Origin of the sequence: Viridibacillus sp. FSL E2-0187 (assembly GCF_038006425.1) — a bacterium.
In the GTDB taxonomy this organism is placed as follows: Bacteria; Bacillota; Bacilli; order Bacillales_A; family Planococcaceae; genus Viridibacillus; species Viridibacillus arvi.
Window position 1 is genome coordinate 1,195,437 of sequence record NZ_JBBOVG010000001.1, and the last position, 14,334, is coordinate 1,209,770.

Genomic DNA, 14,334 nt, shown 5'->3' on the forward strand with positions numbered 1-14,334 from the left:
ATCTAGGTGAATTATGGATTTTTATTTACCAGTAATTATTACTATGGTATTTTTTGTCTTCAAGCAACGGTAAACCAAAAAGGCATTTTGTGGGCTAGTTTTTCTGTTGCTTTACTATATATGACTTTGGTGTTTATAGCAGCTTGGTCGACACGGTCAAAGTATTAAAGTAGAGGTGTTGTAGAATGAAGAATAAACCAATTTATGTAGAAATACCTATTCGAGCAGATATTGATGATGTCTGGGAGTTTACACAAAAACCTGAACTCCATGAACAATGGGATTTACGCTTTTCTTCCATTACATATTTACCGAGAGTAAAGGAAAAAGATCCGCAATCTTTTCTATATGAAACGAAAATCGGGCTCGGCTTAAAGGTAGCGGGTTGGGGTAAAAGTAATGGTATACATAATAAGAATGATGGCACTAGAACCTCCTCACTTCATTTTGGGACTGACCAGAAGATCTCACCAATTAGTGAAGGTAAGGGCTATTGGCAATATGTACCGACAGAAAAGGGACTGACATTTTTAACGCAATATAACTATAAAGTACGTTATGGAATGCTAGGAGGGCTACTAGATCGATTTTTCCGTCCTGTTATGGGCTGGGCAACAGCTCTTAGTTTTGATGTTCTAAAGCGCTGGATTGAAAAAGGAGAAGTCCCAAGAACACAATATTTACGTTTTTTTGGAAGCTATTTTATAACTCTTTTGTTTATTTTCGTTTGGCTGTATCAAGGACTTATACCGAAACTGGTTGCTAAGCATCCTGAGGAAGTGGCTATGTTATCAAGTTTAACTGCAATAGATGGAACAGCTGCTATAAAAGCAGTAAGCATAATCGGTATGCTTGAGATTTTATTTGCACTTGTCTGGCTACTATACCGCAACAAAATGCGATTATTTGCATTTCAAATAATAGTGTTCCCTACGTTAACAATTAGTGCTTTACTAGCAGATCCTACAATCGCAACACATCCATTCAATCCGGTTACATTTAATATGAGCCTATGGATTATATCTATTATAGGTTTCTACACGTCAAAAGATTTGCCAACTGCGTCAAGCTGTATTCGAAAAAGAGAGAGGGGTTAGAATGACAATTTATCAAAATCTTTTGGGGGAAGAATTCCACAAACTACATCCTAAATTACAAGCACGTTATGCACTACCAATAGATGTACCATTTTTCGCAATCGGTACGATGTCAAAAATAGAAACGGGCGCTAGATGGTTATCTCCATTCTTAAACTTTGCGAGTAAGAGCAAAGTTTTGTTTCCTGAAAATGGTCAAGACGTGCCATTTACGATTAAAAATACATGTAAATTATTACCGAATGGTGAAATGGAAGTATATTGGGAACGTACCTTCTATTTTGAAGAGAAGACAAGATGTTTTAATGCATTTATGTCCATTGATACTAAGCGCAAAATTGTAAAAGATTATTTAGGAGATCCTAGTCTTTTATATTCAGATTTAAAATTTGACGTGACAAAAGAAGGTCGATTACTTATTCGATCAGGTTTTCAGCGTGTAGTTCTAGGGAAATTAGAAGTGCCTATTCCACGAGTATTAGAAGGGCGTGTCATTGTGGAAGAAGGTTATGATGAAGTACGTGAATTATTTTCGATTCATGTGTTTATTCATAACCAAATTATAGGAAAGGTGATGGCTTACGCAGGTGAATTCAAGGAACAGTCTTTTTAGTTCAATAACGATAATAGGACTCATTCTATTTATCGCAAGTAGTCTGTTCACAAAGCAACAGCCTTTCTTTCTAATGTTAACAGTAGCACAGTTAATATTTGTGCCTGTAATACTTCAACTAATCATAAAAATAAAAAGGTTACATCGCTTTATTATTTTCACAGGAATGTTTTCTGTATTTATTTTACATATTATTTCATCTAGTACCTGGTCAATAATACTTGCATTAGTTTACGTCGCATTTACTTTATTTGTGGCAGTACTAGGAGCGAAACGATTCTTGCGACGAGGCTTTGTGAACTGGGCAGAAATTTCAATTGATATTGGTATGATGTATTTATTTGTCGGGGGACTTTGGTTCTTTTCCTATATAGCAGGAGTAAATACAGGGTTTAGTCCACTGATAACTTGGTTGACGGGCATTCATTTTCATTATTCAGCGTTTTTATTGTGTATTTCTCTTGGCCTTTTTGGCAGATTGCATGATTCAAAGTTGTATAGATGGATTGTCCCGATGATTTTGTCAGGACCTATGCTTGTTGCAATAGGTATTACATTCTGGCCAATACTCGAAGTGATTTCGGTTTTAATGTATATATTCGCTATTTATAGTCTTGTTGTACTGGCATTTCAAACCCACTTTGCAACGCGTATACAAGCTGTATGTATTCGTCTTTCTTTTAGTGCTCTAGCTGTGACGATTATTTTTTCATTCCTTTATGCATTAGGAAATGCATTTGGTGAATGGATAATTCGCATTGACTTTATGCTTGCTTTTCACGGTTTTTTTAATTGCATTATCTTCGGGCTACTCGGTGTAGTTGGATGGGCGATGTCTCCACCAAAAACGAAACAACTTTCATGGGATTTTCCAATAAGCCAAGTTCGTGGGAAATTGATAGTAACCGAAGACTCACATCCAGGTCTTGTGGATGATTTGAGTGCTTTTGTTGGTACAAAAGCATTGTCAAAAACAATTATAGAATTTTATGAGCATACGGATCGATATCAACTAGTTGCTTCTATTAAATGGGCGACTTGGTTTAAACCATTTGCTATGTGTTATAAATTAATTAGCAAACAAATGCAACAATTAAACTTACCGATTTCAAGTAAAGAAACCGAAATGACGGGAGAAATAAAAAGAATTGATACGAGAGCGGATGGGAGAGTTAAACCACGTGCTTGGATTCGTAAAGTGGGGGAGCAAACCGCTTTTGTGGCCATCTATTCGCAGCATAATACAGCAGGCAGAACATATATGAATATTGCATTACCCTTACCGTTTTCCTCCATGATCGGTATTTTACAACTTGAGGAAATAGAAGGGCGACTAATATTAACAAGTGAAGGTAGTGGGGATGAAGGAATTTACTTAGCGGCAGGAAAATTCCTATTCAAGCTGCCATTATCCGAGCATTTTACAATTATAGAAACGCATAAAGGCCGTCTAACAGCACTTCACAAGATGAAGATTTTTGGTATTCCTTTTTTACGAATTGATTATAGAATTATTGAAAGGTAAAGAGTGGGAATCGACCTGAAGAGGTTAGGTTAAGAAGAGTTTTTAAGTTAATAAAGTACTCGAGTAATTTTATTTTTACCATTAACATCTAAATAATTATCGTATTAAAGGCATCTGAATGTAGGTGGCTGTTACTATTAATTGATTAACCATCTTGCTAATGAAATGTTATGTAAAATTGAAAACTGCTTGAAAGATATTAGCGGAAAAATGTACTTGGGCCTATACCTTTAGAAGAAATCATATCCGAGCATATAATAATAAAAGAAGTTCAAAAAAATATAGATGAAAATAAAATAAATGGTATTATAAGTAATAAATAGATAATAAGTCCGGTTGGTAGTTATAACAGTAATACTTGAATACACATTATGATTAGTTGGGGGAGTATTGATGAAGTTTGCGAATAAAAAACAAGTTCAACGGCTTTATCGAGAACAAATCCGCAATAAAAAAGACCAGGATTATAATTTTCTTGAAACAATCATTTTAATCGTAATTGTAGCCTTCTTCATCTACTTTAACTTTTAATTCGATAGTTCTCGGACGTCCGCTGATAGTTCTAAATGGCAATACAAAATAATATTTATCAAGCTTTCAGGAAGTAAAAAATAGATAAAAGAATGCAATAAAAACAAAACGTCCAGTCAGTTCATTATTGAACTTGAATGGACGTTTTTTATAATGCTTACATACTCAATCCTAAGTTATTCGTTTTCGACGCTTTGATTCGTATCAACTACTGATAAAGATAAGTGTTTTTTCTTTATCAAAAGAATTAGAAATGACACCAATAAAACAATTGAAGAAACCATATATACAGCAACGATATTAATACGTTCTCCTATGACACCCATAATCAGAGTGGAGATGCCAAAAGTAGCCATAGTTATAGAACTTTGAGCAGCATATACTTTTGCTAGAAGTTTTTTTTTGACCCTACCTTGAATGAGTGTGTGAATGGCGATCATACTTAATTCGTAGAATAATCCATAAATACAACTCACCAGAAGAGCGAGTAATGGGGTACTATTGATCCCAAATAGAAAAGTCATTAAAAAAACAACAAAGCTACATATCAATATGACAAAATGGATGTGCCGGTCAATTAAATTAGATTTCGTATACCCAATTAAGCCACCAAAAAATAGACCTAAAAAGAAAGCGGCATTAATGTAACCCCACCATTCCGTACCTTCATGCAGTCGTAACTCTATAAAAGGGTAAATGATAGAAGATACCCAAACTGGACCTGCAATGGAACCTAAAAACAGAGTGATTTGCAGAATACGCAACTTATTATCTACTAATATTAATTTCCATCCCTCTAAAAAGGAATGCAGATTATCTTCTTTTTTAGTTGATGATGGAGCATGTTTCTTCTCGTCAATTTTAATAAATGACAATAAGAATGTGGACAATAGATACAAGATAAACGTTAAAATCAACAATCCATTCGAATGCAAAAGCACTGCCAAAATACCACCAACTGCCCATCCGCCCATATTGATGAACTGATAAACAGACGACATGAGACTATTTGCTTTTAACAAGTAAGTCTCTTCAATAAGCTCTGGAATAATCGCACTACTAGTGGGATGGGCGAAGCCATCTAAAAAATTAGTACAAAAAATCAGTAAATAAATGATCGCAAAAGTATCAATTGATAGGAATAGTGATACATACAGTGATAATAAAAGTAATAGACAGGTCTTCAATAATTGAGAATTTAATAAAATTGACCTTAATTTATATCGATCAATTAAAAGTGGTGCGACCAATCCACCCAAAAATCCGCCAGATAAATTAATGACGGGAACTAAAGAAACATAAAACAAAGAATCTGTCACACTAAAAACAGTTGTGATGAGAGCCACAATGTAAAAAGTATCTCCTGCATTGGCTAAAGACTCTCCTGCCAGTAATGCACGAAATGATTTATTTTTCAATACAAACAACCCCTCTTATTTAATTGTTCAAGAGAAAGTTGTTGTCTACATTGGATTCACTCCTTAACTGATTTTAGAATTTTTTTGTTGAAATCGTTCATCGGATCCAAATTAGCAGAGGGGTGTTTGCTAATAATGGAAATATTTATAATAAATGATAACATAAAGAAATGGTGATAAGCTGAATTTTTCAGAAAATATTCAATAAAAAAATGACTGCCTAAATTGACAGTCATTGCATAAAATTAATGTTTAAAACCAGCATCAGCATTCGGAAATGTCTATAATTTCATCCATAATACTTCCTTGTTTAACATATTTAATAATTTTATTTGCTTCCATTTCTACTCTTTTTCTGCCATAAGGGTTCTCAAACCAGTTATTAGCCTTTGTAGTATTGTCATCTACCGGACACATTGAATATTGTATCCATTCCGGCATGAAGGTTTTAAGGTTTAAAAGTGTTCGTCTCATGTGATATCTAGTAGTAACAACTAATATTCTCTTAATGTTATGTAATTCAAATGCCCGATCTAGTATAAGTAGTGAAGCAAGTACATTTTCTTTCGTATGAAGTGATTGGTCTTCTGTTAAAATATCCTCTTCGGGTATGCCTAATTCGATAGCCCTTTGTTTTAATAGTTGTGCCTCATTTAAGTTCGTGTCTTCCCAAATAACTCCACCAGAAAATAATATTTTCTTCGCTCTACCATCATTATATAGTTGAATTGCCTTTGGTAAGCGATATATTACAGCTTTACTACTACCCGGAACAAAAATCACATCTCCCTTCGCGTTATCATCTTCTAGATTTTTGAACAGAAAATCAGTGTGTTGAGAGTCTGATAGTTTATCAGGTTGCAACTGAGAAATATGTATTTTCATAAATTACCTCCAACGTTTAGAAACCAATCTACAGCATTTATACATTTTGTTGTTATTTAGGTTGCCCTGTATTTGCTAAATTTACTGAATGACAATACATCTACATGAATAACTATATACACCATACTTTATCTGTGGCTATAAATATAGTATAGCTAATCTGCATATAATTTCACCAGCGTTAACAATTTTTGTAACTGATTATACTGTGTTTGAAAATTTATGAAAATCTTATAATTAATTTAAATTTTCAACTAAATATGGGAGAATACTTATAACATTATTACCAAATTAAGGAGTGTTATATATGTCTAAGCCAATAACTTTAAGAATTGCGACGAATAAAGATCTTGCAGCATTACATAAAATTCAAGTAGCCGCTTTTATGCCTCTATTAATAAAATACAATGATCTAGAAACAAACCCGGCGAATGAACCAATTGAAAAGTTAGCAAATAGAATAGCTGAAACGTATTCAGATTATTATGTAATTTACTATGGTCAAAATATGGCTGGAGGGATTAGGATCGTTACAAGAGAAAATAATCGAGCAAGAATAAGCCCGATATATATTCATCCGGTTTTTCAAGGTAAAGGAATCGCTCAAGAAGTTTTTAAACAGATAGAACAAAAATACAATAAAACACAGCAATGGGAACTTGATACGATAAAACAAGAGAAGCGGAATTGCGATTTTTATGAAAAACTAGGTTACAGTAAGACGGGATTAGAAGTAGAAATCAATAGCGAGATGACGTTAATACGTTATTTGAAGCGGACGGAAAAAAGCAGGGATAGTTAAAGAGACGTTTAAATACAATAACAATTGAAGAGAAAGCTATTCTATATTTTTGTAGAGTTATAGACAGCCACTATTCTAAAAGCTTTCCTTGGAGTGTGGTATATTTAACTTCTTCTTCTATTAATATTCATGTTATTGCATAATAATTCAAAATATATTAATATATATATAATGAATCATTATGAAGGGGGTTAAAAGTTGGTTACACTATTTTTAACGAATATTTTACTAGGGCTTTCCATTGCACTACCTGTTGGAACAATTACTATAGAGATGACGAAGCAGGGGCTTAAAAACGGCTTTATGCATGGTTGGGTTGTTGGACTAGGTGGAATGACTGTAGATTTAGTACTTATTTTATTATTGTATTTTGGATTAGCTTCAGTACTAGCTGTACCTATTATTCAAACTTTCTTATGGTTGCTAGGTGCACTATTTTTACTGTACGTCGGCTATGATAGTATAAAAAACGCAGGTCATGGTATATCGCTTTCAGGTGAAAAATCGAAAAAATCACTTAAATCATCGTACTTTAATGGCTTACTTGTAGCGGTTTCACCAGGGAACTTAGTATTTTGGGTTAGTATTTTTGGGCCGATTTTGATTAATTCGTTTGATGCATCAAATACTATTAACTTTCTAGTAATAGGAGCGGGCATATTAATCGGGATATTGATACATGATATTGGTTTAATGACAATAATTGCTGGTACGAGGAAGGTATTAAACACTAAGTATATTCAATGGGCTTCTGTTCTTGCTGGGGTAATACTAATTGGCTTTAGTGTCTATTTCTTTATTGAATTTTATAGGAGTGTAGGAACACTAAGGGGTTAATACAAGACTAGTAGTTATACATAGACCGAGCCTTATTACTAATATGTCTATAAGGTAGTTGTAAGAGACTTGACTTCAGTCGAGTCTCTTTAATTATTTTTTAAATTTCTAATAATTGTTCTATATGATCCAACTTACCGATATAAACATAAATAACTAATGGTAATAGGATGATTAGGAGTATGGAAGTTATATAAAATGCGTTTTTTTCTTTTATATGTAGTAGATTTACTAAATTAATTAACAATGAAGATACACTAAAAATGATTACTAACCACATAGTAAGTAATTGTTTGACATCATTTGTTATTAAGAAAATTATTATTTGGTTTTCTTCTGAAATCATAAAAGTATGTTTCTCTTTTTCGGAAAAATTCTTTTTTATAACAGTTACTTCTTCTGAATTCTCCTTTATTGAATAACCCCCGGGATAAATATTAAAAAAGTAAGCTAGAATTCCAGCTATTAAACAGAATAAGACCATAAAAATAGGGAAAAGCCTAAGTTTTTTCATAGTTCGTTTTTCATTTAACAAAAAAACCCTCCTTTTTCCTAAAATTATATATCCATTATAATGCTAAAATTCCAATTTGGGTTAAATTTATTATTTTTAATGCATAAAGATTAAAAAATATTAAAAAATATTAAAAAATAATTTAAATAAGATTAATGTCAGATGAGTTTTTCATCTTTTATTTTTATAAATGAATTAGAAATATTTAGTTTTAATTGAACGAAATTATATAGTAATAAGTCTAACATTTAGAGGGGAGGGTGAATGATGGATCGTGAAATGATAAAAAAAGCTGTTGAAGGGAATAACGAAGCCTTTCTACAAGTAATGCAAGGTCACCGGGACGTTTTGTATAAAACTGCTTCCACCTTTAGAATCTCAGAAGAGACATTCCACTGCAAGCTTGCCCTGTTTATTTAGACGGTAGTGCTAAAATAAAATTTTTTAAATAATGTGTGTTATGCAGAAGATAACTAATAAAAAGGGAAGGGATCTCTCTAAATTGGAGAGGTCCCTTCCTTTGTTACATGTAGTATTAGCATACGTCTAAAATAATGTTTTGGTTTTATGAAATATCAAGTAGGCTATATAACGATGGACTTTAAACATCTTTTACCTCCGACTTATTATTCTGAATCTCGTTCTGAGCGTAATAATTTGAACATTGTATCTGCTAGTATTAATACGGCTGTAATCCGTAAAAGTAAAGAGAGGTATTCTTTTTAGATAGAAAAGGTAATTGCTTAGTAAGGATACAGATTAAAAGGGGTCAAAAACATCCTTTTACTTTGTTTTTACACGACCATTCCAAGAGAAATTTGTCACGATGCGAAGTAATAACTCTAATGGGCCACGTTTGAATTTTTTCAAATACATAGTACTGATGAAGCATTGAATGGCAAAGATAACGACACCAAGTAAAATACTATTAAATGTACCGAAGTTACCGAATAAACCAAGTCCGTAGCCGTAGAAAATAGTCGTACAAATAACAGATTGCATAATATAGTTTGTAAGAGATAGCTTTCCAACGCTCTCAAATGCTCGGAATGGTAAAGCTTGTGAATGGCTAGAAAATAGATATGCAAAAGCTGCCATATAGCCTAATGCTAGAATTGATCCCCCGCTCATTACTCCAATGGAAGCCCAATCACTTTTCTCTGCTAAATGCCCGATGATCTTTAAAATAAGACCGAGTGGAATGAAAATTAACATATATTTAAAGTATAAATTTCGTTCTTCCTTAGGTTTTGCGAATATGTTTAATTTCGCTGCAGCCATACCAAACAAAAATAATGGAGCTATTACAAATGGAAGTAAAAGTATGATGAAAAATGAAGGGATTGGATCCTCATCAAACATGGCAGTCAAAGGATCTTCACCGTTATTACGGTGATCTTTGATTTCTGAATATGTCCCATTTTTATATATGTCAGTAGTCTTTTCTACGTAGCTTGCAGTAATAGTTTTTTCTTTTTCAGTTTCTTCATATTTTCCGTAGCCTGTTGCAGTGATTAATAACAACAATACAATACCCCAAATAATGAGTGTTTTTGGTTTACGATTGATAAAGAAAAATAAAAAGAAGCCAATACCACCGTAAAAAGTGAGGATATCACCTTCCCAAATATATGTACTATGTAGTAAACCTAAAGTTAATAGCATTAAAAAACGTCTAACTAAAAACCAACGAGACTTTCTTCCTTTTTCTCTTATAGATTCAACTAATTTAATAAGTGAATAGCCAAATAAAAAAGTAAAGATGGGCATAAATGTACCTTCTACAAACACTTGAATAAATTTATAAGAACCGAAATTGAAATCGGATAAATTATAAAATGAAATAAGGTCCTTCCCAAACATGCCATATTGAAAAATAAGCAAATTGGCAAGTAAAATACCAAATAAACTAAATCCTCTTAAACTATCTACTAATCGAACACGCTGTTGTTCCAAAAAAAAATTCCTCCTTAAATACTCTCTATTTGTTAGTATAGATAGAGATTCTTATGCTGAAATGAAATAAATCTTAAAATTAACTTAAATTGGAGAGTGCATTGAAAATGGATGCTAAAATATTGGTCGTAGATGATGAACAAGCAATTGCAGATATGGTAGATATTATATTACGAAAAGAAGGTTTCTCATATGTGGATATTTGTGGAAGTGTAGATGAGGCCACTAAACAAATTGAAAAAGTAAAATACGATTTTTTCATTTTAGATATTATGTTGCCGGATGGTACTGGACTTGAACTTGCAGAGAGAATACGACCTACTCATAATGCACCTATCTTCTTTTTAACCGCAAAAGTTTCAGATGCCGATGTACTAAGGGGGTTTATGTCAGGTGCAGATGATTATATTACAAAACCATTTAATCCATTAGAATTAGCAGCTCGTGTGAAAGTTCATAGTAAGCGATATAGTGCATTAAGAAACGTAACAATACCTGAAGAAACATTTGATTATGGACGTTTTCAGCTAAATATTTCAGCTGCCGAGTTAATAATAGACGGGGAAAAAACAATTTTATCTGGTAAGCTCTTTCATTTATTACAATTATTTTGCGAGCATCCTGGACAAGTTCTGTCAAAGGAACAAATTTACGAACAAGTATGGGGCGATGATTATTATGTTGATGATAATACCATCATGGTCCATATTCGAAAACTACGTGAAAAAATAGAAGTAGACCCAGGTCGCCCTGCACTTATAACAACAGTAAGAGGAGTTGGCTACAAATTAGTTAAGGGGGAGTAACGAGTGCGTTTATCGAGCAAGATGACTTTAAGATTTATTAGCTACTTTGCTGTATTTTATATTATTTTACTTCTATCTGTTATGTCTTTAATCTTTTATGCAGTGTATGAAAATGAAACGGCATCGAGTTATGTAAACTTAATGACGATGGATAAAATGGATGTTGAAATGGATATAGAAGAGAAGAATGGCTCTTACAAACTAACTCAGAAGTTGATTAATTCAGCCGAAAAAAGTGGAGGAGTTATCCATTTGCTTGATGAGAATGGACAATTACTTGCCAGTTCAGAAAAACAAGCTAAATCCTACACCATGAAGGAATTGGCGGAAATAGAGAAGCATGAGGAAGGACATATTTGGCGGATTAAAAATGATCAATACCTTGTTTTTATACAAAATAATACAGCTGAAAATTTACTAGATGTTATCTCAGAACAGGGTATTCAACATATATCTAATACAATAAGGCAACATCTCAGTAAATCGGATGCGATAGTAGAACAATATAGTGCAAATGGCCAACGACAGAAGATTCTATTTGGTAAAGAAACAAAAGAACTTGAACCAATCAAGATTTTGATGGGGAGTGGGAATTTAACAGAGACGAAAGAGCTTGTAGCTTCAGAAATATTAAAGGACGGCTCATTACTTGTCGTCCGTATGAAAAATCCTCATTATAACCCAAGTGAACCTATTTTTATGAATGGTTTAAAAAAGGCATTAATAGTGATTGCGATTTTCCATGTGTATCTGTTAATTCTTATCGTTATTTTCTCAGCTTTTATAGGTAATCGTTTTGGAAGGCCTGTTTTACATTTTCTAAAGAGAATTGAAAAACTAGCAGGACAAGACTTTGGCTTTGTAAATGATCATAAGCTCAGACGTAAAAAAAACGGACGCTTCAAGAGAAAATATCGTATTTTTGATGAAGTGGATCAATCACTAACTCAACTGTCTACTAAATTAGCTGATAATGAATGCAAAATACAGCAGAGTGAAAAGTTACGTGAAGAGTGGATTACAGGCCTTTCTCATGATTTGAAAACACCGCTTAGCTCTATTTATGGCTATTCTAAAATGTTATCTTCTAAGGATTATGAATGGTCACAAGATGATGTACGGAAATTTGCTGTAACTATGCAGGAAAAAGCTGAGTATATGGATGTACTAATTGAAGATTTAACATATACGTATCAACTAAAAAACAATGCGATTGTTATTTCTAAGGAAGAAGTATATTTGAATGCATTTATTAATACGTATGTAAAAAATAGTGCTTCTGAAAACGTTAAGATGGAGCAGATGAATAGCGAAATACATATATTAGCTGATTCAATTTTACTAAAGAGAATTCTCGATAATATTGTAGGAAATGCAGAAAAACATACATCTGAAGGGACATCTATTTATTTACAAATAACTGAGTTAGCTAATAATGTGCAATTGCAAATTCGAGATGAAGGACAAGGCATCCCTAAAGAAGAACTAGATAATCTGTTCAATCGTTATTATCGAGGAACAAATACGACTTCAGAGGCTTCAGGGACAGGACTTGGACTTGCAATTACAAAGCAACTTGTAGAAGCAATGGACGGGGAAATTACCGTACAGTCCAATTCATCTGGTACAGTAGTGATTGTTGTTTTTCCTAAGTTAATAGAGTAGGGAGAGTACAGTGATTAAGTTGAAAGTTTAAGAAACCTTCATCCCCTAAAATTTGTTCAGAGCTATCCACAACCTTACAAATAATATGTATAGTGACTTTATACAAACTACAAATGATATAAATATGCTTTGCGGCATTATTTATATCATTTTTTCTTTTAATTAAGGATGTCATATGCGTCTCCAGCATTGTTTTATAACTTTATTCCTTCTCCAGTTCGTATCATCTGTACATCTAAATAGATATACCCTTGACTCGTTGCAATAATGGGTTCATTTTTTGCCTTGAGTAATGTAATATCACTGACAATGACTTGCCGAGTCACATTTGTCATTTCTCCTAGTGCTCTTCCCGTCAACGGTTCGGTGGATGAGCGCAATGTGTCAACAATAAATTGACGGCGTTCCTTGCCGAGCATTTTTTCGTTTGCAATCATTTTCATTCCTCCTAATGCAGTTAGTTTACTTTAATGGGTGTCCGTATTTTGATAGCAATTTCAATGAGCCGATCAGCTAATTCATTAACACTATCTAAAGTTGTATCTCGTCCAAAAGAGATACGGATAAATTCATTCGCTTGTTGTGAAGGTACTTGTAGTGCCATCATAGCTTTTGATGCATATTGTTGACCGACATGGCACGCACTACCAGTTGAAATGGCAAAACCGAGTCGATTCAATTCGAGCATGATTAGTTGACCCTCGACATTTCTTACTCCAAGCCCAATAATGTTTTGAAATTGTAAATTTCTATTACGTGACTGGTAGATAGTAAATAGTTCATGATGCTTTTGTATTTTGTTTAGAAATGCTTCTCGAAATGATTTCCCTTGAAAGTCCATTTTGATTGCAAAGTCAGCCGCAGTGGTAAATGCCGCGATGCCAGGGACATTAACGGTACCACCTCTAAATCCTAATTCATGTACAAGCCCAGGAAAAACGGGAGCTATTCGATGACGCGGATGGATATATGCTGCGCCAACACCTTTAGGGCCATACACTTTATGACTTGAAATTGTTAGGCTGTCGACAATAGACGTAATTGATTTTAAATTTATTTTTCCGAATGACTGAACACAATCACTATGTAGTAGAATGGCGCGTTCTTTTAAAATCTCAGCAATTTTATTTAACGGCTGTATCGTCCCAATTTCAGGATTAATATGATGTATACTTACTAAAATGGTTTCGCTTGTTAAAGCATTTTCAAACAATTCTAAGTTCACAATACCTTCATCAGTAAAGGGGATTGTCGTTACGATGAACCCGTCCTCTTTTAAATACTCTAATGCAGAATCGATAGATGGATGTTCGCCCATAGTTGTAATGATATGATTCCCTTTATGCCGATTCGCTTTCGCTAGTGAAATGATTGAAAGTAAATTACTTTCTGTACCCCCAGAAGTAAAATATATACCTGCAGTATCAACGTCAAGCATCTTTGCAAGTTCCTCGCGACACAATGACAACATATTTTGTGCTTCAGTTCCGACTTCATGTAAGCTACTCGTATTGCCATAGCATAACTGTGAAATTTCACTGTATACATGTGCCGCGCTCGGATGTAAAGGCGTTGTTGCTGCATAATCAAAATAATGCAAAGTTCGTTCCCTCCAGTTACATAATAAATTCATCTTGCCATAGTTTCTCATTTGTGTAAAGATAGGTGACAAGACACCTATCAAG

15 protein-coding genes are annotated in these 14,334 nt (G+C 33.5%); 9 read left to right on the forward strand and 6 right to left on the reverse strand.

The window, feature by feature from the left end:
• Positions 1–185: 185 nt before the first annotated feature.
• From MHH85_RS05835 to MHH85_RS05850, 4 genes are all read left to right on the forward strand, one after another.
• Entirely contained in the window at positions 186–1,097 is a 912-nt protein-coding gene (locus tag MHH85_RS05835) for a DoxX-like family protein (RefSeq protein ID WP_340706254.1), read from the forward strand.
• A gap of 1 nt (position 1,098) precedes the next feature.
• Positions 1,099–1,710 carry a DUF4166 domain-containing protein gene (locus tag MHH85_RS05840; protein WP_340706255.1) on the forward strand — a complete coding sequence of 204 codons (612 nt, stop codon included), beginning with the start codon at positions 1,099–1,101 and terminating at the stop codon, positions 1,708–1,710.
• Positions 1,685–3,235, forward strand: coding sequence for a YndJ family protein (locus tag MHH85_RS05845; protein WP_340706256.1), 1,551 nt, complete (start codon positions 1,685–1,687; stop codon positions 3,233–3,235). Before MHH85_RS05840 ends, MHH85_RS05845 begins: the two co-directional genes overlap by 26 nt.
• A 393-nt stretch (positions 3,236–3,628) precedes the next feature.
• Positions 3,629–3,766, forward strand: coding sequence for a hypothetical protein (locus MHH85_RS05850; RefSeq protein ID WP_169786321.1), 138 nt, complete (start codon positions 3,629–3,631; stop codon positions 3,764–3,766).
• Between the two features lie 176 nt (positions 3,767–3,942).
• Here MHH85_RS05850 and MHH85_RS05855 read toward each other — a convergent pair whose 3' ends face one another.
• Positions 3,943–5,184 carry an MFS transporter gene (locus tag MHH85_RS05855; protein ID WP_340706257.1) on the reverse strand — a complete coding sequence of 414 codons (1,242 nt, stop codon included), beginning with the start codon at positions 5,182–5,184 and terminating at the stop codon, positions 3,943–3,945.
• A 264-nt stretch (positions 5,185–5,448) separates the two neighbouring features.
• Positions 5,449–6,069, reverse strand: coding sequence for a YdcF family protein (locus MHH85_RS05860; RefSeq protein ID WP_227752097.1), 621 nt, complete (start codon positions 6,067–6,069; stop codon positions 5,449–5,451).
• A gap of 307 nt (positions 6,070–6,376) precedes the next feature.
• On the opposite strand from MHH85_RS05860, the gene MHH85_RS05865 reads away from it, so the two are divergent.
• Positions 6,377–6,871, forward strand: a complete 495-nt coding sequence (locus MHH85_RS05865) for a GNAT family N-acetyltransferase (RefSeq protein ID WP_340706258.1) — start codon at positions 6,377–6,379, stop codon at positions 6,869–6,871.
• 198 nt (positions 6,872–7,069) lie between these two features.
• On the forward strand, positions 7,070–7,708 hold the full coding sequence (locus MHH85_RS05870; protein ID WP_340706259.1) for a LysE family transporter: 639 nt from the start codon (positions 7,070–7,072) through the stop codon (positions 7,706–7,708).
• A gap of 100 nt (positions 7,709–7,808) precedes the next feature.
• On the opposite strand, the gene MHH85_RS05875 is transcribed toward MHH85_RS05870, so the two are convergent.
• Entirely contained in the window at positions 7,809–8,243 is a 435-nt protein-coding gene (locus tag MHH85_RS05875) for a hypothetical protein (protein WP_340706260.1), read from the reverse strand.
• A gap of 246 nt (positions 8,244–8,489) precedes the next feature.
• On the opposite strand from MHH85_RS05875, the gene MHH85_RS05880 reads away from it, so the two are divergent.
• Positions 8,490–8,642, forward strand: a complete 153-nt coding sequence (locus MHH85_RS05880) for a hypothetical protein (RefSeq protein WP_340706261.1) — start codon at positions 8,490–8,492, stop codon at positions 8,640–8,642.
• Between the two features lie 363 nt (positions 8,643–9,005).
• Here the strand turns inward: MHH85_RS05880 and MHH85_RS05885 are convergent, their stop codons facing one another.
• On the reverse strand, positions 9,006–10,178 hold the full coding sequence (locus MHH85_RS05885) for a DUF418 domain-containing protein (protein ID WP_340706262.1): 1,173 nt from the start codon (positions 10,176–10,178) through the stop codon (positions 9,006–9,008).
• Positions 10,179–10,285: 107 nt separating this feature from the next.
• Between MHH85_RS05885 and MHH85_RS05890 the strand changes: the two genes are divergently transcribed.
• Together MHH85_RS05890 and MHH85_RS05895 are read left to right on the forward strand one after the other, a co-directional pair.
• On the forward strand, positions 10,286–10,984 hold the full coding sequence (locus MHH85_RS05890; protein ID WP_193740212.1) for a response regulator transcription factor: 699 nt from the start codon (positions 10,286–10,288) through the stop codon (positions 10,982–10,984).
• A gap of 3 nt (positions 10,985–10,987) precedes the next feature.
• Complete coding sequence (locus MHH85_RS05895; protein ID WP_340706263.1) at positions 10,988–12,649, forward strand: sensor histidine kinase; 1,662 nt, start codon at positions 10,988–10,990, stop codon at positions 12,647–12,649.
• A 194-nt stretch (positions 12,650–12,843) separates the two neighbouring features.
• Here the strand turns inward: MHH85_RS05895 and MHH85_RS05900 are convergent, their stop codons facing one another.
• The gene (locus MHH85_RS05900; RefSeq protein WP_445684105.1) at positions 12,844–13,086 is read right to left on the reverse strand and encodes an HTH domain-containing protein; all 243 of its coding nucleotides are present in this window, start codon (positions 13,084–13,086) and stop codon (positions 12,844–12,846) included.
• Positions 13,087–13,106: 20 nt separating this feature from the next.
• Positions 13,107–14,249, reverse strand: coding sequence for an IscS subfamily cysteine desulfurase (locus MHH85_RS05905; protein WP_340706264.1), 1,143 nt, complete (start codon positions 14,247–14,249; stop codon positions 13,107–13,109).
• Between the last annotated feature and the right edge of the window lie 85 nt (positions 14,250–14,334).

What these genes read in the sequence shown, in the direction of transcription:
- MHH85_RS05835 (WP_340706254.1), top strand. Translation starts at nt 186, where the DNA reads ATGAAGAATAAACCAATTTATGTAGAAATACCTATTCGAGCAGATATT.
- MHH85_RS05840 (WP_340706255.1), top strand. Translation starts at nt 1,099, where the DNA reads ATGACAATTTATCAAAATCTTTTGGGGGAAGAATTCCACAAACTACAT.
- MHH85_RS05850 (WP_169786321.1), top strand. Translation starts at nt 3,629, where the DNA reads ATGAAGTTTGCGAATAAAAAACAAGTTCAACGGCTTTATCGAGAACAA.
- MHH85_RS05860 (WP_227752097.1), bottom strand. Translation starts at nt 6,069, where the DNA reads ATGAAAATACATATTTCTCAGTTGCAACCTGATAAACTATCAGACTCT.
- MHH85_RS05865 (WP_340706258.1), top strand. Translation starts at nt 6,377, where the DNA reads ATGTCTAAGCCAATAACTTTAAGAATTGCGACGAATAAAGATCTTGCA.
- MHH85_RS05880 (WP_340706261.1), top strand. Translation starts at nt 8,490, where the DNA reads ATGGATCGTGAAATGATAAAAAAAGCTGTTGAAGGGAATAACGAAGCC.
- MHH85_RS05890 (WP_193740212.1), top strand. Translation starts at nt 10,286, where the DNA reads ATGGATGCTAAAATATTGGTCGTAGATGATGAACAAGCAATTGCAGAT.
- MHH85_RS05900 (WP_445684105.1), bottom strand. Translation starts at nt 13,086, where the DNA reads ATGATTGCAAACGAAAAAATGCTCGGCAAGGAACGCCGTCAATTTATT.